Origin of the sequence: Bradyrhizobium pachyrhizi (assembly GCF_029714545.1) — a bacterium.
Classification (GTDB): Bacteria; Pseudomonadota; Alphaproteobacteria; order Rhizobiales; family Xanthobacteraceae; genus Bradyrhizobium; species Bradyrhizobium pachyrhizi.
On record NZ_CP121667.1, the window covers coordinates 7,018,419 to 7,038,513 of the forward strand.

Consider the following 20,095-nt stretch of genomic DNA (forward strand, 5'->3'; position numbering starts at 1 on the left):
AGTCCTGCGGGGACGCACGGACGGCTTAGAAGGCCGTCCGTGCGAACTTACGCTGGGCGCGGCGTCTCATGGGATGCGCGAAAGAAGAGCAGCCAAGCCGATGGCTCACTCAGCAATCAGCATGCCAGAATGCAGGCGTGCGGCTGACTACATGCGCTTTCAGAAAAGCGCACGGACGACGAGAGGCCGCCGCCCGTGCGAAAAGTGTCCCGGTCGAGACTTGGCCACCTTGGTGAGGGCTGTCACTAAAGCAGCCAAGCCACAGATGTCCTGTCAACGAGCGTGCCAAAGCGAACTAGAATGCAATGAAGGAAAGCGAATACCGAGATTGCAAGACTTCTGACGCGGATATCGTTCAAGCCGGCTTGGTTGAGTTGGTCTTCTGCTTTGAGGGCCGTCTAGGTAGCGAAATGGTCCTTTGAAGCTCTGCAAGTGTCAAGCAACGTCGGCCGTCGAGATAGTCCCTCGCACCGTTTGTCGAGCGCCTTTGGCTTTCTTCAAGGCGTCGTTACGGGAAGTCACGGCCAAGTCTCCGAGTTCGTACGGCTGAAAAAGACGCACGGACGGCCAGGTCTAAGAACCGCCCGTGCGAGGCTGCGCAAAGAAGAGCTTGGCTGTCTCATGGGGTGTCAACGTACGAGCATCCAAGCCCGTGCATGCCTCAGCAATCAGCGTGCCAAGCCGTTGCAGGATTCATGCGGTAGGATGGTGCACTTTCATCCCGCGTCGGGCGCTCCTCACCGCCCCTCTGTGATGACATTCCGACATACTCGTCATCAGCCGGACGCAACCGTATCAGATCGAACAACGAGACAGACAGAAAACTGAGGTTCAGTGACGCCGAGGGCGCGGGATGATTGGATCAACCTCGTCGCGGTGTAGAGCGATCAACTCACCGGGCTGCAAGCCGAGCCGTTGCAACTGCTCCTCTTCGAGTGGGCAGTTCACCATTGTGGCCTTAGCGCCGCTATCCTTCAGGCTCAGCTTTACAGCTTCTGCAGGGTCGTCGGTCGCGACCGCGTAGGTTACGTGCCTGAATGCTTCGTCGTCGTCGCCGTCTTCCTCGATGGCGACAGTTACCATCCAACCTTCCATCTTGCTGCGCTCCGGGAGGGTATTTGATGTCGGCTCGTGGAGATAAAGCAAATTCGAAGCCGTTCCGTAGCATTCCGGAAACCTCTTCCCCTCGCACCGCAGGGCTGTCCGGGGAAGTCAGGCATAGCGGAGCTCGATCTGGTCTGTGTGGGTTATCGAGTTGTTTGCTTGGGTTGATCGGTGGAGGCTTGTCGATCGTGGCGATGGCGCAGCGCGTAGATACTCGCGCGTTCGGAGAAGCGCACGACGGCGGCGGAGCCAGGCGCACACGTCTCTCGGCAATCAGCGTGCAAGCTTGGTCATAGAGCGCGGCCGGAGACTCGCGCGACTTCCGGACAAATATGTTGTTAAGCCGTATCGCTCTGAGCCCGCAGAGTGCGTTCGCCCATCTTGGATGTTCCTCCGCGCTTTTGCTTGCCGCCTGTCGATCTTTGAAGAGGTGTTGGGCCAAGCTAGGCGGCAAAGTCCCGGCCGCTGGGAAATGTCTCGACTGGTCGAGCCAAGGTCGCAATTGCCACAAACGGAGATCGGGCCAATGCCAGGAACAGTCATCAGCCTCCGTGAGTTCGTTCTCTCAAGCGGGTCGCGCGATTTCTTTTGGTGCAAGATCCGCAATCCTGTCATTGAAATCGGCGAACAGATCAAGCATCAAAAAAACATGGCGCGGGCACATCGGAAGCGGACTGATCATCTCTTCTTCCTCGATCAGATCGACCAACTTCGCCAAGTGGGGGCCCTTGGCAGCCATCTAACCGTATTCCGTGAGGCGATCCTCGGATTGCTGAGTTCGCTGCCGCACCGGCAGGTCACGGGTCCGGAACACCAGAACCGCCGCTTGTTGCTCTTTACTCTTCACGGCCACGAACTGCATGCTCGGCCGCTGAGCGGCCTCGCAAACTGCTCCAGCAAATCGTCGCGCGCGGCTCGCCCAAAGAGGGCGCCATGGCTTTGGTTACGTAACGCGTTCTCTCCGGACTCCTTGCTGCCGCAGCGCCGTTGCTTACCTTCAAGCTCGCGCTCTCAGAAGATATCTTCGGCGACGCCAACGTGATCGATGCGCCGGAGACAATCTGCCGCGGCAAGGACAGTGAACTCTGTCAATGCCGTCAGCTAAAACGTCCTCTTCGGTGAGTACCACGACCGTATCCGGGCGGCGTCCATTGTCATCTAATCTAGCGGCTGCTCCAGCCTCCCTGATTTGCCATCATCTCCCCCCGGACGATCCAATCTCGTTGTTGACCTGATTCCGCGGTGCGCTCCCGATTCAAGTATGATCGCCTGTCGCAGGAGCAAGCGAGCCGTCTGCTCGGACGACCATCTTGCGAGAGAGAGGCATGTCACGCGGCGGAACAATTGATCGCTCGACTTTCAGCGGGCGGCGGCGAGCAAACGCTGCGATCAGGCGTTGGCGCTGGCGAGCCTTCTCAACAGCCGCCTCTTTGGCACGTAGCGCGGCCCGGTATGCCCTTTGGGGCTCGCGACACCAGACCTGTACTTCAGTTACCAGCCAATGCGCATCGCCGTTCAAGGCTGTCGCACGGGGAAAATTCGGCATTTGCGCCCAACGGGCGATCGTCGCTAGCGTCCTCCTAAATTGCGCAGCGAGCTCGGTCGCTGTCATGTAAATCCCCTCAGGGTCAATTGGAGGCTGTGCAACGTTCATCGTCACGATCCCGTCGGTCATTAGGCCGATGCCATCACGCGTGACACGATATAGGAAGATCCAAGCTGCGACCGAGTGCACCTGATCGAATATCACTAGAACGCGAGCGATCATGCTCGTCGACGATGAAAGAGCAATACGACGATGGGATCGTCGTGACGGCGCCAGGGCATGCGGTGCGTCTCCAGCGGAGCGATTGGCGGCGACGTCTCGCGTCCGACGTCAGGCGCTTGCATTTGACAAGTTTCCGTAGGTTCCGGTTGACATCGTAACGAGCGTTAACGCCGCTGCTCATGCTGCCACCTCACCGCGCAACCAACGCAGACGGTGTCAAAAGCTTAAGCTGTAGCGATCCTAGAGGTAACTGCTTGATCTGGTAGTAGGCAAGGCAGTCATCGCTTTGACCCGGCGCTTCGAACGTATGGTTGCGCGGTTGAAGGCTCAAGCAGCGGTAGACGCGCCGAGTCTTGCGGCCATGGCGTCAGCCTTCACGACGCAACAGGGGGTGAACGCGCCGATGATTCTGGGCAGCCTAAGGAGCGTAAGCGGATACTTGCGCACAAGCTCTGTGCTCGCCACCGTAAATTCATCAGGACCTCCGCGCTCGCGGATGGCCTCTCGAAGTTCGGCCAACTTGGCGGGATCGGCAGAGCGATTAGCGGCCTCGAAAGCGGGTATGAATTTGAGCCTGTCCATTGGCTGCAGGCCTCCCTGAGTGATCGTCGGAGCCAACCGATCAAGAGAGCGTCTGTTCTGGAGGCGCCGTTCTCGCCATTAGCTCCGCGATCCTGGCAACGCTCGTTTCGGTCTGCCCCTCAGACCATTCTCGGAGCACCGCAATGGCGTTCTCGAAAGCCTGTTTACACGTCATAGCATGATCTTCACGAAGGGGCGCTTTAGCCGTGCGGCTGACTACTCGCGCTTTCAGAAAAGCGCACGGACGACGGGGAGGTGCCGTCCGTGCAAGGTTCCGGTCGAGACTTGGCCGCCTCGGCGAGGACCTCACTCGGGAAGCCAAGCCACAGATGTCCCAGCAACCCACGTGCCAATCGAACTATAATGCATTGGAGAAAGAGAATAGCGGCTACTAATCGCAGGACTTCCGACGTGGATATCGCTCAGCCGAAGCGGTAGGGCTGGTCTTCCGTTTGAAGATGGGCTAGGTAGCGAAATGGTGCTTTGAAGCTCTGCAAGTGTGTCAAGCGGCTCGGTCATCGAGATGTGCCCTTCGCACCATTCGTCGAGCGCCTCTTTGGCTTTCTTCAACGCCTCTTTACGACAAGTCGAGGCCATCGAGCGCGAGCTGGTTCAGATCCAGCGAGTAAATCCGATGGCGAAGTTGCTGTCCTCGATTCCGGGCATCGGTCCCATAACGGCCACGGCTCTCGCCGCGTCTGTGCTGGACACGACCATGTTCCGCTCCGGGCGGGAGTTCGCGGCCTGGCTTCGCCTAAGCAAAATTCCACCGGCGGGAAGGATCGGCTCGGCCGGATTACGAAACAGGGCGATTCCTATCTCAGGCACTTGCTTGTCATCGGAGAACGTAACGTCGTTCGCTACCCGAAGGCACGCTCCCGGGTTGGAGGCGGCTGGATCGAAGCCCTGCTGGAACGGCGTCGACCCATGGTCGTCGCCATCGCCGTTGCCAACAAGTTGGCCCGGATCGTCTGGGCGATGGTGACGACCGGGGACGTCTATCGGCCTAAGCTCGCGGTCTGACTTTCCGCGTATGTTGACCACTAATGGTGTGAGGGCAAATGACAGCATGATGGACACCGGCGGAGCTGGAGATCGAGCAAGCCCGAAGAGCTTTAAGCGAAACACGCGCGACCCGTTGATGAGGCCTCGATCCGCGATCTCCATCAGGGCCAGCGGCCATGGCATCGGTCGCACTGACAGGCCGTATACATGAACGCACCCGACCGGTATCCAAAGCGCTGTTGAAATCCCTTGCATCCGCGGGGCCGTCTATACATGAAAGCTTGGCTCCATCCTCTCAGGAGCTGGAGCCTCCGGCAAACCCGGGTCGGTTCATAAAAGCGCGTGCCTGGTGTCTGACCACGATCCGGTCGGACGGCCGCCCCCTAGAGTAGGTAGGAGCCCGATCCAATGTTTATGCTGTACTGTCAGTCGCCGTTAGCCTTTCGAGCTGGATCTGTATCTTCAGGCGGATCGCGGGAGCTGCGGCCCGTCCGTGGAGCATCGGGATTCTGTTGATGTAGAGAAAGATTACCAACTTGCGCGCCTTGAGTTAAGAAGCGCACTGCCCAGATCGAAAGTACGATGCTAGTCCAAATATAACGGGTCATGATGGAGTGTATGTCCGAGCGATCTGCTGTCAAAATGACGCCATGTGAGGGCAATGCGTAACGCCACGCGCTGAACGAACGGGTCAGCATTCTCGGGCGCGACCTTGTTGCGACGGGTAGAGAGCTAAAGCGTCAGTGGTCGGGATCCCGAAGCCGGGACGCCTAAAGAAAGAACTAGCCGCATGAAGTTAGGATACAAATACAGAAGCGGTACCCGCTCGCGTCAAGGGCAAGAGGTGCGTGGCCCGTTCGAACAACCACACCCCCATTCCGATTTAACCCCGGCCCGGATCTGTATTGGCATTGTGGTCTTAAGCACTGTTCTGCTGGTCGGGATATTAATGACGCACGTCGTGCCGTAAGTCGCCCCCAGTTGGCGGTTGAAATGGACCCCGATTTTCGGACCATGTGCTTAGTTAGAGGGCTGCGCCGTTTGATAAACGAACGCAAGAAAGCCCTTGTTGGCCTCGATCATGCCGGCCGCGACCCATCGTAAGGCCATACCGGCATCTCGCCAGCGTTTGACGTTGCGCGTGACGCGGCGAATGGTACCCCGGCATTTTGCGATATCCTTCGTCACCTTCGCCGTAGCGTTCTTTCTAGTAATGGGTACATGGTTGCCCACGCGTTGCCCAAAAGGTGATGAAATTTGACTAACGCTGATCGTGCGTGAGTACGACGGTGTGTCAGACAATGCTTGATCTTCCTGCTAAGACACCCTCGCGCGTTGCAACCAACTTTGGTCCCCGAGCAGGACTCGAAACCCCCTGTCACGATTTCACGTCTTGACGCATCTCTTCAACCGCCGTGCGGCCGGGTTCGTGACTAAGCAGCGCGGGGATACCGGCGGCCGGGACGGCATCACTGAACAGAGAACCTTGTCCTTCTGCGCAACCATTGGCCACCAGATAGGCCAGCTGGCCAGCGTCTTCGACACCCTCGGCCGTGGCCGTCAAACCAAATCCATTTGCAATGCCAAGGATAGCACGAACGATCACCTGGCTGGCGGTACTGTCGTCGAGATGCGACACGAAGCTGCGGTCTATCTTAATCTTGTCGAGACGAAACGAAAGCAGCTGGCTAAGCGTAGCATAACCCGTACCGAAATCATCGAGCGCGATGCGGACGCCGGCTTGACGGAGTTCATCCATCACGGTCTTCGCAACCCCGGTCTTTTCCACGAACGCGCTCTCCGTAATTTCAATCTCCAGGCGGCTCGGACTGAACCCGGTTTGCCCAAGGATCGATAGAATGCGCTGTCCAAGCGCGGGGTCACCAACTGAATTGGCGAAATATTGAAGGCAAGCGTAAACATCTCCGGCCACGTATTGGCATCAAAACAGGCGCGGCGAAGAAGCTGATTGCCAAGCGCGTTGATGAGGCCAGTTTCTTCTGCAATCGGAATAAACAAGTCGGGCGGAATATGCCCAAAAGTCCTGTTTTCCCAACGCGCCAGGGCCTCGAATCCGATGATGCAATTACTTTTGAGCGAAACGAACGGCTGGTAGTGCGGCTCGATAATATCGGCCGTTATCGCGCTGCGAAGCTCTCGCTCGACCTCGATACGCCGCTCGACATGCATGTCCATCTCTGGTTCGAAAAAGCGAACACACGACCTGCCATCGCCTTGTGCGCGATAAAGTGCACGTTCTGCGCCCCTGACCAATTCGTTGAGATTGACGCCGTCAATCGGAGCGATGGCGATGCCAATTCCAACACCAAGCTCGGCTGACCCCGTCTCGATCGCGAAAGTGCCGCCGGCGGACGCCACAATACGGCGCGCCAGATTGGTAGGATCCTCAAGGGAGGTAATGTCTGGCATGACGATCCCAAGTTCGTCGCCTCCAATCCTCGCCAGGACGCCATCCGTGCGCAAGACGTCGGCGAGCCTGTTGGCAAATTCGCAAAGCGCCTTGTCCCCCGCTGCGTGGCCATGCGCGTCCTTAATTCTCTTGAAGCCCCTAAGGCCAAGCATCAGAACGGCCACCTGGTGGGTGTCGCCGGCGAGGCCGAGGCACGCATCAAGTTTTTCATCAAACAGGCGACGGTTAGGCAGGCCGGTCAATGGATCATGTCGCGCCAGATCGCGCGCTTCTGCTTCTGCAATGGTTCGTGCTTTGGTTTCTCGGGCGAGATCTCGATAGCGGCGAACACTAAAGATTGTCAGCGCAACGCTCAGAAAGAATGCGACGAACATCATGAATACGATGGCGTCGAGTGCCGAATCCGCATAGCCCCGTCCCAGCTGAAACAATCGAGGGCCAAGCTCATAAACATGCGCCAAGATCGAAGCAAGAACGACGCCCCCAAAGAGAGCAATGAAATCCCTTGTGGCAGAACTACGCCAATCGAACCAATCGGCGCGCAATACGCGCGATCGTGGATTTGACAAACTCATCACAGTCGAACCTTCGCTGACGCCGGTTATTCCAGTAAGCTCTTACAAGTAGCACAAAGACACGCTTAGCACCAGCGGGTGTGCGCCGATTGCCTGAACTCGACTAACGCCTCGCAAGGCCCGCGACGGTAAGCGCGCGAATGAACGAAGCCTACGCGGCAATCACACGATTGCGACCTTCATGTTTAGCGCGATAGAGCCGCTGATCTGCGACGTTCAGCAATCCGTCAAGCGTGTCTCCATCGCGCCCGAGCTCCGACACCCCAACACTGATGGTGACGCGGACCGACGGCTGGGCGTCGACGTCCAATGCAGTGCCTTCAATCGTCGATCGTAGGCGCTTGGCTACCGCGCAAGCCGCGTCGAGCGTCGCTCCCGGCAGCAAGACCATGAATTCTTCACCGCCCACGCGCGCGACAGAGTCATAAGGGCGAATTGCCTCCAGACACTTTCGCACGAATGCACGGAGGACCTCGTCGCCGACGCTGTGACCACGTGAGTCATTGATATCCTTGAAATGGTCGAGATCGAGCGACAACAGAGATAATAGAGCACCGGTTCGTTTGGCCCGCGCGATCTCGGCGCCGATATGCTCGAGGAAGTGTCGCCGATTTCCGGCACCGGTCAGTGGGTCGGTGGCGGCAAGACGCTCTAACCTTTGATTGCTCACTTGAACTTGCTGTAGTTTGAGTCTCGACCATCGATTCGGCCAGGCGGGCCGTCTTCTTCCTGGCTATAGATGGTGAGAACGATTGCGTCGTTCGGAACGCCTGGACGACGCCATAGCTGAGCAGGAAGAATCCGCCAGCAAAGATCGCGTGGGCGAGCCACCACATATGATTCCAGGGCGCCGCCAGAATGAATGCGAGCGACGATAGCGCAAACCACGCGACCGAAATGCCGAAAATAAGCATGAGCGGCGAGTGAAGCCGCCGAGTAAGCATGGCCGTGACGTTCAGCGCGCTGAACACCAGTGCGCCGCCCTCCATGGACAAGCGTACCGCGGGGTGTCCCGCATAAGGGGAGTAGGCGATCGGGGCGACGGCTATGTCCATCGTCAGGAATAGGCCGAACCAGATCAGCCATGCGCGCGGAACCGAACACCTCTCGACCTCGTCTGACGGCTGGTTGTAGCTGAGCAGCCCAACGAAGAGCAGAATCGACATCGCGAGAGGCGACGCTGACTTATAGAGCAGAAACAGCCAAATATTGCGGTGTGCCATCTCGGTGAAGGCGCCGTGCGGCGAATAGACCAGCACGAAGCCGAGAAAACCCAGCGTCAACCAACGCAACAGAGGTTCGCCTGAAGACTGGTAGCAACGCCACGTCATATAGGTGACGAACAGCCCTTCGAGGGTGGCGACGGCAATCGCGAATTCGTGGAACAGGTGATTCTCGAACTTTAGCGTGGGATCCTGCTGGAAATACAGGTAGGCGATGAACTGGGCCGGCATCAGGGCGAAGGCGATGAGGAGAAGGCTCATATACGCCTGTGTGACCAGCCGGAGCGCGTTGGTCGGTTCGTGTACCGCAAGATTGGTGCTCATATGCGTATACCGTCTCCCATGATGACCTGCGGTCGTTTCATGGACTCTCGGCCGTCTCGCGGGATACTTTGTCCCAGAGCACCTTCGGTCCTTGTGTACTACCCAGATGAAGGAACCAGGATGCGTCGCGGCCGAACGGCCATTCAACAATTCTGCGCCCGCGATCACCGCTGCGCGGGAGCGACGGAGGCGTGAGCTTGAGCTTTCTGTCCATCTGGGGCACCCCGTCGAGCAGGCGGCGGCACCGACAGTGTCAAACGCCATCCGGAACTGAGGGGGCAGTTTTCCATGGCGCGCGACACCGACAGGGTCGGCCTTGTCGTTCAGCAGATTATTCCGGCTCCTGCCGCGAGTTGTCACGGTCTGCGAGGCGCTCGAAAACGCCCATCGAAAGACAAGGAAATCACGATCCCGTTGAGGAAGCAGTCTGCATATTACCGTACTCAACCGTCTGCCTACCGCCCGCCGGTAGTGCCGCCGCCACAATCGGTCCGTTACTGGTTCGGCTCCGTGTCAACACGCGTAATGAGCAAAATCGTAAGCGTCAGCCCGCTTTGATTGACGAGTTTCTTTTAGGCCATCTGCGATCTCCTTCGTCTGGGAATGTCCCGCACTGCGCGACCGGGGCCGTTAGGTTACGTAAGCTTGTTGAGTTGGCCGCCTGCCAAACCTTGTAGGTTCGCTAATGCAACCAGTGAGATTGGCTTGCGGCAAGGAGGAATTACTCGATCCGTCCCGGATGATCGCCGGTCCAGCTCTATCGGGCCCGCGGCCAGCAGCGTGGCCCATGTCCGGAGCCTCCTGACGCGGCGTGTCCGCCCCAGGTGTTGACACGCGCGAAGTCAATCAAGCACGTGGGACACTGATCGGCGTCCAGATCCCACGCCGATTCACAGTGTCTTCCGTCAGCGTCGAGTCTTGCAGCCGCTTTACGAGCGCGCGGTTTAGTCACACCATAAGTAGAAAATGACTGTTGAAAACGTCGAGGTTGTGTGCAACTCTCAGCCACCCAAGATAGCGTCAGTGGCCATCAATGGGCCGTCTTATAACGCCCCGTTCGGTGGGACGGTGCGCCATGTCGAAGGGGCACCCCAAAAGCACATTGGCCGTTCAGGATTACGGTTTCTGAACTCCGCGCGCACTGACAGTTCAGGGTCCGGTCATCATGAATCACGAACAGCAGAAGCCCTTTCCCGAAGATCATACGTCCATTAGCAAGGACGAGGAATCGGGCGCACGAGGGCTGCAGCGCGATTTGCAGGACCGCTTGCAGCCGGCGGACGACGAGCCGGTCAGCGAGCCTGTCAATGATAGCGCCCCCCATCCCGAAGCGCCCGCAGGCTCGGGCCGGATGGTTCGCCGCCTGCTCAAGGTCGGCATTGGCCTTGCCATCGTCGCCGTTTTCGGATGGCTGCCGCTCAAGGCCGTGTTGCAGACCTCGAGCGTGGAGGCCGTGGTCAATGCCAGGATTGTGACCTTGCGCTCGCCGATCGACGGCACCGTGAGCGCGAAGCCGCAAAAATCCACGCAGCTCAGCGTGGTTCGCGAGGGCGATGCGATCCTTCACGTCGTCAACGCACGCGGCGATCGCGCCCGGCTCGATGATCTGCGGCGGCAGATGTCCCGGCTGGAAAATGAGCGTCCGAGTCTGGCGGCCAAGCTTTCGGCCGCCGAGACGGCGCAACAGGATCTTGCCCGCCAGGCCGGCCAGTTCCGTGACGGCCGCATCCTCCAGCTCGAGGCCCGGATCGCCGAAATCCAGACCGCGATCGAGGCCGCCGCCGCAAGGCGGGAGGAGGCCGTGGCCGCCGTCGAGCGGGCGTCGTCGCTGATCAAATCGGGCAGCGTGTCGACGGTCGAAATGGCCCGCCTGACGCGCGAGCAGGCGATCTCCCAGCAGACCGAAATCGGCGCTCGACGGCGTCTCGACGCCGCCAAGGTCGAGCTCACCGCCGCAAGGAACGGCACCTATCTCGGCGACAGCTACAATGACCGGCCGAGCTCCGTGCAACGCGAGGAGGAGATGCGCCAGCGCGTCAGCGATCTGCGCGCCGATCTGGCGCATGCCGATGCCGAGATCGGCTGGCTGACCCACGAGATCGCCGCCGAGCAGCTGCACTACGTCAACCGGGCGGAAGCCGACATCAAGGCGCCGGTCGGAGGGCGCATCTGGGAGATGATGACGTCGCCCGGCGAGGACGTCAGGGCCGGGCAACCCTTGCTCAAGCTGCTCGATTGCAGCGGCGCGGTGGTCACCGCGAACGTCACCGAGAGCGTCTACAACGGTCTGAAACTCGGCGAGCAGGCGAGCTTCGAGCCGAACGACGGCAGCGCCGCGCTCCAGGGCGAGATCGTCAATCTCACCGGCGCGTCGGGCGCGCCCGCGAACCTTGCGATCAATCCGGATGCGTTGAACAAGGAGCCGTATCGCGTGACGGTCTCGATGCCGGCGCTCGACACCACGGGCAAGGATTGCGCGGTCGGCCGCACCGGACGCGTGGTGTTCAACGCGGACGCGGCAAAGTCATGATGGCGGCATTTGCGCCCGGGCTGGTCGCCTTCGGCGCCTGTCTTGCAATCCTGCCCTTGCTCCATCGCGAGCAGACCCTGGCCCGCGTCATGATGACGGGCATGTCGTTCGTCCTCTTGGTCCACTATTTCGCGTGGCGGGTGACCCACACCCTACCGCCTCCGGGCCTCACCGCAGATGCGTTGGTCGGCTATCCCTTCATGCTGGCCGAAGCGGCCTCGATGATCGCGGTGTGCCTGTCGCTGCTGTTCCTCAGCCGCACGATCGACCGTTCGCCTGAGGTCAATGCGATCCTGCGCCGATCGAGGTTGCCCGCAAACGCGCCGCTCGTCGACGTCTTCATCTGCACCTACAACGAGGAGAAGGCGATCCTGGAGCGCACCATCATCGGCGCGACCGGGCTCAACTATCCCAATTATCGCGTCTGGGTGCTCGACGATGGGCGCAGGCTCTGGCTGCGCCGGCTCGCCCAGGAGCTCGGCTGCAATTATCTGACCCGTCCGGACAACCGCCACGCCAAGGCCGGCAACATCAATCATGCGCTCCAGCACGTTTCTGGGCTACCGGAGCGGCCGGAGTTCATCTCGATCCTCGATGCGGATTTCGTCCCGATGCCGGACTTCCTGACCCGGGCGATGAGCCTGATGCAGGACGGCAGCGTCGGCGTCGTGCAGACGCCGCAGCACTTCATCAACCCGGATCCGATCCAGACCAATCTCGCGGCGACCGATGTGTGGCCCGACGAACAGCGCTTCTTCTTCGACATTTTCATGCCGGCCAAGGATGCCTGGGATACCGCATTCTGCTGCGGCACCTCATCGCTGATCCGTTTCTCCGGCCTGATGCAGATCGGCGGCTTCCCGACCGACTCGGTGACGGAGGATTACCTCGTCACACTGCGTCTGAAGGAGAAAGGGCTGCGCACGGTCTATCTGAACGAGCGCCTGACCATCGGTCTCGCGCCGGAGGGACTGAAGGAATACATCACGCAGCGCGGGCGCTGGTGTCTCGGCTTCATGCAGATCTTCCGGGGCCGCAGCGGTCCGTTCTCGCGGCGATCGAAGCTTGCCTTCATGGACCGGCTGTCGCTGGTCGACGCCTTCATGAGCTGGGCGGCGGTCTACGGCACCAAGGTGTTCGGCCTGGTCGTGCCGTGGCTTTATCTGCTGTTCGGGATCAAGGCGGTCCATGCCGACCTGTTCGAGCTGCTGAAATATTTTTTGCCGTTCTATGTCTGGCACGCCTTCACGATGGCCTGGATCTCGCGCGGCCGCTCGCTTGCGATCATGACCGACGTGTCGCAATACATCGCGGCGCCCGCGGTGTTGAAGGCGGTCGTGACCGGCCTCGCCAGGCCGCAGGGCCACAAATTCAAGGTGACGGCCAAGGGCGGCGACCGCAACAGCCGCTTCATCGAATGGCCGCTGCTGCGGCTCTATGGCGCCGCCCTGCTGATCACGCTGCTGGCGATCGCCTATGCCTTCATCCTGCATCTGCGCGGCGACAGCATAGCCTATGGCGGGCTGGCGCTGGCCTGGAGCCTGTACAATTGCATCGTGCTCGCGATCGTGTGCTTCATCTGCATCGAGCAGCCGCGGCGCCGCAAGGCCGAGCGCTTCGAACGCGACGAGCCGATCCTGATCCATCAGGACAGCGAGATGCGCTTGATCCGGATGGCCGACATCTCGATCTCGGGCGCGCGCTTCATCGATCCCGTCCCGCCCGCCATCGGTTCCTTGATCAAATGCAATGTCTACGGACAGAACGTCGCCGCGACCGTGGTCCGGCGCACTCGCGACGGCTTCGGCGTCCGCTTCGAGGACGCGGTGGCGACGCGGGTCAATGTCGTGCGCGCATTCTATGCCGGCGAATATGTCCGCGCCTTCCACGGCGTGCGCGCGGCGCCGGTCGGCAAGGCCCTGCTGATGCGGCTGTTCGGCTAGCTAGGATGTTTGATCCCGGGTTTTGATGGGGCATTCTTGTCTGCCGAATCAAAGGATGCACTATGGGCCAGGTTCTTCATGGGAGCGCCACGACGACAGAGGCGATCCGTCGAGCGATACAGCATAGTCAAGCGAGCCTGAGAACGCTGGCAAAGCGCTACGGCATCAACCAGAAGACCGTCGCCAAGTGGAAGAAGCGGACCTCGGTCGCCGACCTCCCAACCGGCCCCAAGCGGGCAAAATCAACGGTACTGTCCGTCGAAGAGGAGGCGGTTATCGTCGCCTTCCGGCGCTACACGCTATTGCCGCTTGATGACTGCCTTTATGCACTGCAGCCGACCATCCCGCAACTGACACGCTCATCACTGCACCGCTGTCTGCAGCGCCACGGTATCGGCCGACTGCCGGACGTCGAAGGCGACAGACCGGCAAAGAAGAAGTTCAAGAGCTACCCGATCGGCTTCTTCCACATCGATATCGCCGAGGTGCGGACCGAACAGGGTAAGCTCCACATGTTCGTGGCGATCGACCGAACCTCCAAGTTCGCTTACGTTGAACTGCACGAAAGGGCTACCACCGCCGTATCAAGGGAGCGAGGCGGCGATGCCTTCGCGGCGGCAGAGCTCGGAGATGTTCTCCTCGCCCCGCAGCCCCTCCAGCACAATACGGATCTTCTCTTCCGCAGAGTAATGCCGACGGGTCTGGCGCCGGATGTCCTTCAACACTTGTTCAGCCGCCGGCTTACGCGGCCCGGATTTCTGCTTCATCTTCGCTCCTGGTGGCTACGATGAACCAGAAATCCTCCTTCCGGAAAACCCTTCAATCTGTCTCAAGAGTGCTGACGGCGAACACGCGCGAGGAGCAGGCGGCAATCGAGATCGAGGTCGGCGCGGTTCGCATCCGTGTCAGGGGAACGGTCGACCGGCGGGCGCTGTGCGAGGTGCTGGCGGCAGTCGGGACGGTTGGCCGATGATCGGGCTGCGACCCGGGTTGTCGATCTGGATCGCGACGCAGCCGGTCGATTTCCGTCGCGGGATGGACTCGCTGGCGATGCTGGTGAGCGAGGCGTTTGGAGCCGATCCGTTCGACGGCGGACTTTACATCTTCCGCTCCAAGCGCCGAGATCGCGTAAAGATCCTGACCTGGGACGGAAGCGGCCTTGTCCTTTACTACAAGAGAATCGAGGGGCAGTTCACCTGGCCGCCGATCAAGGAAGGCGTCATTCCGCTATCTCATGCTCAGCTCTCGGTGCTGCTCGATGGCTCAGACTGGAAGCGTGTGCCGATGCGGGTTGTGGATCAGCCAGCACGAGCTGGTTGATCCGTATCAAGAGTAGTTCGTCACTCATGCGGAGTTGTTGTAGAATCACTTTGCATGAGTGATTTGCCTTCTGATCCAGCATTGCTCCGACAAGCCGTGATGGCGCTGTCGTCACAGCTTGCGGCGTTGTCGGCGGAATGCGGCACGCTGGCGGCCGAGCGTGATGCGGCGATTGCCCAACGCGAGGCTGCCGTCCAGGAGAACGACAAGCTCCAGATAATCCTGTCCCAGCACAAGCGCACGATCTTCGGTCCCCGCTCTGAGACACTGGATCCCAGACAACTGCCTCTCTTCGCCATCACGGCGAAGGCGGATGGTGCCGCCGCCAACGACGACGTTACCGGAGACGGGCTGCCTGACGGAGCGGAGGGCCGTGGAAAGCGACCGGCGCGACGCAACCGGGGGAAGCTTCCGGAGCAGTTGCCGCGCATCGACGTCGTGATCGATATCGAGAGCCACATCTGCCCTTGTTGCGGCGAGCGGCTGCACAAAATCGGGGAGACCGTCAAGGAAGCCTTCGACGTCATTCGATGCAGTACCGGGTCAAGCGCATAGTGCGTCCGCGGTACGGCTGCCGGGGATGCCGCCAGGGTGTGATGCAGGCGCCCGCGCCGGCCCAGGCGATCGACGGCGGGATGGTGACGGAAGCCTTGCTGGCCCACATCGCGGTGATGAAATACGGCTACCAGTTGCCGCTGTATCGGCAGGAACAGATGTTCGCTGCGCAAGGCATCACGCTCAACCGGCAGACGCTGGCCTCGTGGATGGGGCGCGCCGCCTGGTGGCTGAAGCCGCTTCACACGCTGTTGCGCGACACAGTGATGTCCTACCCGCGGCTGTTTGCCGACGAGACGCCGCTGCCGGTTCTCGATCCCGGCCGTGGCCGGACCAAAGTCTGCCAGTTCTGGGCGATCGCCACCGATGACCGTCCGTGGGGTGGCCCGGCGCCGCCGGCGGTGGTCTACATGTTTGCCGAGGATCGCAAGGCGATCCGCGCCAAGCAGCTGTTCGGGGACTACCACGGCATCCTGCAGGTCGACGGCTATCCCGCCTACAAGGGCCTGATCAAGAACGGCGGCCATCTGGTGCAGCTGGCGTTCTGCTTCGCGCATGCGCGGCGGAAGTTCTGGGACGTTCACGTCGCGACCAAGTCGCCGATTGCCGCGGAAGCGCTGCAACGGATCGCGATGTTTTACGCCATCGAGGATCGCATCCGCGGTCTGCCGGCGGCGCATAGGGCTGCTATGCGGCAAAGTGACACCAGGCCGTTGATCGAGGACTTCAAACCCTGGCTTGAGGCGCGGCTGCTGGAAGTCTCGAAGAAGTCATCCGCCTGCGCACGGCCCTTGCCGACCTGGGCCTTGATCGCAGCGATGCCGGTCTCGATCTCCTCGAAGACGAAGGCCTGCTGTTCATCGTCGCCGTTCGCCGAGCCGAGCTTTTCCGATCGTCGGCCGAACCGGGCGCGGTCGAAGGCCTTCAGGATCTGCGTCAGCCGCTCGATGCGCGCATCGGCATCGGCGCTGCGGGCCTTGAGATCGGCGACCTCGCTCTCCAGAGCATCGGCGCGGGCCGCTTTCTCGGCCATGGCAAGAACCATGGCCTTCAGCGTCTCTACGTCATTCGGGAGACTAAGATCAGGCGGCGTCATTGACCCGACCAGAGCACATTTTGCTCCGTTTCTCTTGCCCTTTCAGGCCGCTGATTCACTTCGCCGCAGTGCTTTTACCCAACAATCTCCGGCCGCTTGACCGCCACGGTCCGGACCCGCTTCCAGTCCATCCCATCCACCAGTGCCATCAACTGCGCGGGGTTCATCTGTACCCGATGATGTCCGATCCGCGGCCAGCAGAACCTCGCCTTCTCGAGACGTTTTAAATAGAGGCACACGCCGGAGCCATCCCACCATACGATCTTGATTCTGTCGGCTCTTTTGGCCCGGAACACATAAAGCGCACCGTCGAACGGATCTGAGCCCGCATCGCGCACCAGCAACAAGCCCATCGATACCCTTGCGGTTATGTGCTGCAGCACATAACCGCAATTATGTAGAGCACATGATTATGTGGAGTCCGCGGCGGGTGGAGGCCGCCCGCCGCGGTTCTCTGGGCGCGTTCACTCCGCATAATTGGACGGGCGGCCGACCGTCCTGAGCATCGCCAAGAGTTTGTCCGAGGCACGGAAGCGGCCGGGTTTCAGCATGGGCGGCGCCATCGCGGCCAGCGCTTCCAGTTTCTCGGTCGGATCGGCTCGCAGGTAGACCTCCGTGCTTTGCAGGCTCGCGTGTCCGAGCCAAAGTGAGACCTTTCGAACGTCACGGGTCGCCCGCAGCGTATGCATCGCACAGGTGTGACGCAGAACGTGCGGCGTCACCCGCTTGCCGGCGATGGACGGCTCTCTCCGTGCTGCGGTGGCGACGTGCTTGGCGAGGAGATACTCGAAGCCGGAGCGGGTCATTGCTTGTGCCTTGGCGTTTACAAACAATGCCGGATCGCTGCTCTCAGGGCGTACCTTGAGCCAAGCCTTCAAGACGATAGCGGTCTCCTTCCAGAGCGGCAGGACACGCTCGCGACGGCCCTTCCCGATGATGTGCACGCTGGACAGGCTATGACGGTCGATCTGATCGATGCGAAGGCTGACCAGCTCTGACACGCGCAGGCCCGCGGCGAAGGCAAGGTGCAGCATGGCTCGATCCCGCACGCCGGAAGCGGTGCGCGGATCTGGGGCATCGAGCAGAGCCTGCAGCTCGTCGCGGGTGAGATAGCTGACGAGTGCTTGGTCGGCCTTCTTCATCGGAATGGCATGAATCCGGCGCGCCTGATCGAGGCATGATGGCAGCCTGTACTCCAGGAACCGGAAGAACGCGTTGATCGCAGCTAGCCGGGCGTTGCGCGTCCGCGCCGAGTTGCCGCGCTTGCGCTCCAGATGCTCGAGGAACGACAGGATGAGCGGAGCATCGAGCCGCTCGATCTCAAGCTGCGATGGTCGAACCTTCAGCCTGTCTGCAGCGAAGCATACGAGGAGCTGGAAGCTGTGCGCATAGGCCTCACATGTGTGGGGGCTGGCATTGCGCTCCCTTGGCAGGTGCTCGCGCAGGAAACTGGTCAAGTGCGGGGCGAGCGTGGTCATGCGTCACCTCCAACGAGCAAGGCCTCGCCATCTCTGGCGATTTGCTTCATCAGGATTGGTGTCGCCTGCAGATACCAGTAGGTGTCGGTCACATGCGCGTGGCCAAGGTAGGTGCTGAGCGCCACGATATGGCGGGCGACCGCGTCGCGATCATGCTGGCACTGTTCTAGCGAGCGGACGGCGAAGGTGTGGCGCAGGTCGTGGATGCGCGGCTTCCTCGGGGAGGACACGCCTTCCAGGCCCGCTGACGTGAGCAACTGAAGGAAGACGCCCTTCACGGTGTTGTAAGGGAGCTGCCCGCCGGGGCCGGACACGAAGAGCGCGAGGTTCCTACACCCAAGCTTCGCGCGAGCCGCCAGATATCTGTCGAGCGCCCGCTCCGTCGTTGCATGCAGCGGCAACAGCCGGTTCTTCTGGAACTTCGTCTGCCGGATCAGAAGGCCGTCAACCGTGACGTCATCGAGCTGTAGCGCCAATGCTTCCGAGATACGCATGCCGGTTGCAGCGAGCAGGCCAAGCAAGGTCACATAGGTGAGCGGCCGCATCGACCCAGCAGGTCGGAGAGCGGCCGCAGCCCGGATCAACTCATCGATCTCGTTCGGCGTGTAGATGTAAGGTGATCGTCGTCTGACGACGGCGTTCCCGAGCGCATCCGGTGCAGGAACTTCGTGACGTCCATCTTCCGCGTGCATGGCCAGAGCAAACCGCCGCACGGTGAGCAGGCGGTTGCGGCGCTGTTCCGGTGACGGGGCGCGGGCAGCCCAAGCGAGCGCGCGGGCGTTCTTGACGTGCCCGTCGCCGTGCTCCTCGGCGAAGGCGACGAAGCCCCTGAGCAAGATATGCTGGATGCGGAACTTGAATCCCAGTGAGCGCTGCAGGTCTACGTATCTGACAAGATCTTGGCTCAACATCGCGCTTCTCCCGGCCACGGCTGCGCGATCTGCTGCAGCATGAGAATGTCGACCTTGGCGTAGTGCGCGGTCATATCGGGCGACCGATGTCGGAGCACAGTTCCGACCATGTCGAGCGTCGCGCCGCCCCGCAGCATGGCAGTCGCCGCCGAGTGCCGGAGCAGATTGGTGCCCTTCGAGGGCGCGGCGATGCCGGCCCTGTCGAGCGCTCGTCGGACAACACTGGAAACGGTTGATCCGCTGAGCGGCTGGAATGGTGCTTTCGACGTCAGAAACAGTCGGTCGCAGACAGCTCGAGATCGGCCACGATCCAAATAGTCGAGCACGGCGTCGCCCGCATCCTGGGGTAACGGAAGCCTTGTCTCGCGACGACCCTTGCCACACACCGAGAGCGTTGCCTGTTGCCAATCGATATCTTCGAGGCAAAGCATGACGATATCGCCGGCTCGCAAGCCCAGGCGCGCTAAAAGGAGCAGAATGGCCCGATCCCGAAGGCTGGACGGCGTGGCCGAATCGCACGTCGCGATCAGGCGATCTACATCGGTGGAATCGATGTAGCGCGGTAGCGCCGACAAACGCCACTGCGGAATGATCGGCACGGCGTGGTCGAGCCCTGCTCGGCAGAGGCCGCACGCACTGAGAAAACGCAGGTAACCTCTCAACGCCATGGCCATCGTCTTGACGTAGGCCATTGAGGCTCGCTTCGTCTCCGCGACAATCACCGCGCGGATGAGATCAGCGTTGTATCGTCCTTTTGCATGCTTCCAAGCGCCGGCAGCATCCGCATGACCATGCGACCGTGCCGGTTGATCGTCCGGTCCGAGATGCCGCGATGCCGTCGCAGCCACTCCTGGAACTCGCATACCTGTCGATTGGGAGCCGGTGGCGCGACGTGCGCTGCACGCTGCACAATCCCGCGCTTTGCCAAGAACTCGACAAACCTGCGCGCCCGCCTCACATACTTTGCTGACACGCGGTTTAGTCGTCGAATGCCGGGACAACGGCAACGATGTCGCGCGAAACGATGCAGGACACCCTCATCAATATTGCCGATAGCGAGTTCTGCCTTCACGAGCCAGCAGGCGAAGTGACGAGCAGAAGCCTCGTAGCCGCCCACTGTCAGGCAGGAATGTCCCTGCGCCCGTAGATCGGCCACAAACTCCGTTACCAGCGGGGCGAGTTCGCCCGCATCCATGCTGCGCTGACAAATGCAGCGACTTTGCTTTGGCTTGGCCATCGGCGGCATCCTC

General features: G+C 60.8%; 14 protein-coding genes and 8 pseudogenes. 8 read left to right on the forward strand and 14 right to left on the reverse strand.

Annotated features, from left to right (window positions below; translation table 11 throughout):
• Positions 1-831 precede the first annotated feature (831 nt).
• The 4 genes and pseudogenes from QA639_RS33275 to QA639_RS33290 all read right to left on the reverse strand — a co-directional run bounded on the left by QA639_RS33275 (position 832) and on the right by QA639_RS33290 (position 2,872).
• A complete protein-coding gene (locus QA639_RS33275) occupies positions 832-1,083 on the reverse strand; it encodes a hypothetical protein (protein WP_283088145.1) in 252 nt (83 codons plus the stop codon).
• A 380-nt stretch (positions 1,084-1,463) separates the two neighbouring features.
• Positions 1,464-1,696, reverse strand: a pseudogene (locus tag QA639_RS42010) (transposase); the annotation flags it as partial.
• A 180-nt stretch (positions 1,697-1,876) separates the two neighbouring features.
• A pseudogene (locus tag QA639_RS33285) lies at positions 1,877-2,002 on the reverse strand (IS110 family transposase); the annotation flags it as partial.
• 357 nt (positions 2,003-2,359) lie between these two features.
• Positions 2,360-2,872 (reverse strand): hypothetical protein, encoded by a 513-nt coding sequence (locus QA639_RS33290; RefSeq protein WP_283088147.1) that lies wholly within the window; start codon positions 2,870-2,872, stop codon positions 2,360-2,362.
• A 1,228-nt stretch (positions 2,873-4,100) separates the two neighbouring features.
• Here QA639_RS33290 and QA639_RS33295 point away from each other — a divergent pair.
• Positions 4,101-4,477: pseudogene (locus tag QA639_RS33295) on the forward strand (transposase); the annotation flags it as partial.
• Positions 4,478-5,479: 1,002 nt separating this feature from the next.
• Here the strand turns inward: QA639_RS33295 and QA639_RS33300 are convergent.
• The 3 genes and pseudogenes from QA639_RS33300 to QA639_RS33315 all read right to left on the reverse strand — a co-directional run bounded on the left by QA639_RS33300 (position 5,480) and on the right by QA639_RS33315 (position 8,135).
• Positions 5,480-5,761: a hypothetical protein gene (locus QA639_RS33300; protein ID WP_157347771.1), complete on the reverse strand. Its 282-nt coding sequence runs from the start codon at positions 5,759-5,761 to the stop codon at positions 5,480-5,482.
• Between the two features lie 76 nt (positions 5,762-5,837).
• A pseudogene (locus QA639_RS33310) lies at positions 5,838-7,465 on the reverse strand (putative bifunctional diguanylate cyclase/phosphodiesterase).
• A 151-nt stretch (positions 7,466-7,616) separates the two neighbouring features.
• Positions 7,617-8,135 (reverse strand): GGDEF domain-containing protein, encoded by a 519-nt coding sequence (locus tag QA639_RS33315; RefSeq protein WP_283088149.1) that lies wholly within the window; start codon positions 8,133-8,135, stop codon positions 7,617-7,619.
• Between the two features lie 2,042 nt (positions 8,136-10,177).
• On the opposite strand from QA639_RS33315, the gene QA639_RS33320 reads away from it, so the two are divergent.
• From QA639_RS33320 to QA639_RS33330, 3 genes and pseudogenes are all read left to right on the forward strand, one after another.
• The gene (locus tag QA639_RS33320) at positions 10,178-11,542 is read left to right on the forward strand and encodes an HlyD family secretion protein (protein ID WP_283088150.1); all 1,365 of its coding nucleotides are present in this window, start codon (positions 10,178-10,180) and stop codon (positions 11,540-11,542) included.
• Positions 11,539-13,485: a glycosyltransferase gene (locus QA639_RS33325; protein ID WP_283088151.1), complete on the forward strand. Its 1,947-nt coding sequence runs from the start codon at positions 11,539-11,541 to the stop codon at positions 13,483-13,485. Before QA639_RS33320 ends, QA639_RS33325 begins: the two co-directional genes overlap by 4 nt.
• A 62-nt stretch (positions 13,486-13,547) precedes the next feature.
• Positions 13,548-14,078, forward strand: a pseudogene (locus tag QA639_RS33330) (transposase family protein); the annotation flags it as partial.
• Here QA639_RS33330 and QA639_RS33335 read toward each other — a convergent pair.
• Positions 14,076-14,252 (reverse strand): annotated as a pseudogene (locus QA639_RS33335) (transposase); the annotation flags it as partial. The pseudogenes QA639_RS33330 and QA639_RS33335 sit on opposite strands and share 3 nt — an antisense overlap.
• Before the next feature lie 20 nt (positions 14,253-14,272).
• Here QA639_RS33335 and QA639_RS33340 point away from each other — a divergent pair.
• From QA639_RS33340 to tnpC, 4 genes and pseudogenes are all read left to right on the forward strand, one after another.
• Positions 14,273-14,458, forward strand: a complete 186-nt coding sequence (locus tag QA639_RS33340) for a hypothetical protein (RefSeq protein WP_157348979.1) — start codon at positions 14,273-14,275, stop codon at positions 14,456-14,458.
• Positions 14,455-14,805, forward strand: coding sequence for an IS66 family insertion sequence element accessory protein TnpB (gene tnpB, locus QA639_RS33345; protein ID WP_283088153.1), 351 nt, complete (start codon positions 14,455-14,457; stop codon positions 14,803-14,805). The genes QA639_RS33340 and tnpB (QA639_RS33345) overlap by 4 nt, the downstream gene beginning before the upstream one ends.
• Positions 14,806-14,859: 54 nt before the next feature.
• The gene (locus QA639_RS33350; RefSeq protein WP_283088154.1) at positions 14,860-15,360 is read left to right on the forward strand and encodes an IS66 family transposase; all 501 of its coding nucleotides are present in this window, start codon (positions 14,860-14,862) and stop codon (positions 15,358-15,360) included.
• Positions 15,336-16,079 (forward strand): annotated as a pseudogene (tnpC, locus tag QA639_RS33355) (IS66 family transposase); the annotation flags it as partial. The gene QA639_RS33350 and the pseudogene tnpC, both read left to right, overlap by 25 nt.
• 53 nt (positions 16,080-16,132) lie before the next feature.
• Here the strand turns inward: tnpC and QA639_RS33360 are convergent.
• From QA639_RS33360 to QA639_RS33385, 6 genes and pseudogenes are all read right to left on the reverse strand, one after another.
• A pseudogene (locus tag QA639_RS33360) lies at positions 16,133-16,456 on the reverse strand (transposase domain-containing protein); the annotation flags it as partial.
• Between the two features lie 74 nt (positions 16,457-16,530).
• Complete coding sequence (tnpB, locus tag QA639_RS33365) at positions 16,531-16,809, reverse strand: IS66 family insertion sequence element accessory protein TnpB (RefSeq protein WP_283088155.1); 279 nt, start codon at positions 16,807-16,809, stop codon at positions 16,531-16,533.
• A gap of 111 nt (positions 16,810-16,920) precedes the next feature.
• On the reverse strand, positions 16,921-17,934 hold the full coding sequence (locus QA639_RS33370; RefSeq protein ID WP_283088156.1) for a tyrosine-type recombinase/integrase: 1,014 nt from the start codon (positions 17,932-17,934) through the stop codon (positions 16,921-16,923).
• A complete protein-coding gene (locus QA639_RS33375) occupies positions 17,931-18,845 on the reverse strand; it encodes a tyrosine-type recombinase/integrase (RefSeq protein WP_283088157.1) in 915 nt (304 codons plus the stop codon). Before QA639_RS33375 ends, QA639_RS33370 begins: the two co-directional genes overlap by 4 nt.
• Positions 18,839-19,537 (reverse strand): tyrosine-type recombinase/integrase, encoded by a 699-nt coding sequence (locus QA639_RS33380; protein ID WP_283088159.1) that lies wholly within the window; start codon positions 19,535-19,537, stop codon positions 18,839-18,841. The genes QA639_RS33375 and QA639_RS33380 overlap by 7 nt, the downstream gene beginning before the upstream one ends.
• Before the next feature lie 26 nt (positions 19,538-19,563).
• Positions 19,564-20,082 (reverse strand): hypothetical protein, encoded by a 519-nt coding sequence (locus tag QA639_RS33385; RefSeq protein WP_283088160.1) that lies wholly within the window; start codon positions 20,080-20,082, stop codon positions 19,564-19,566.
• Between the last annotated feature and the right edge of the window lie 13 nt (positions 20,083-20,095).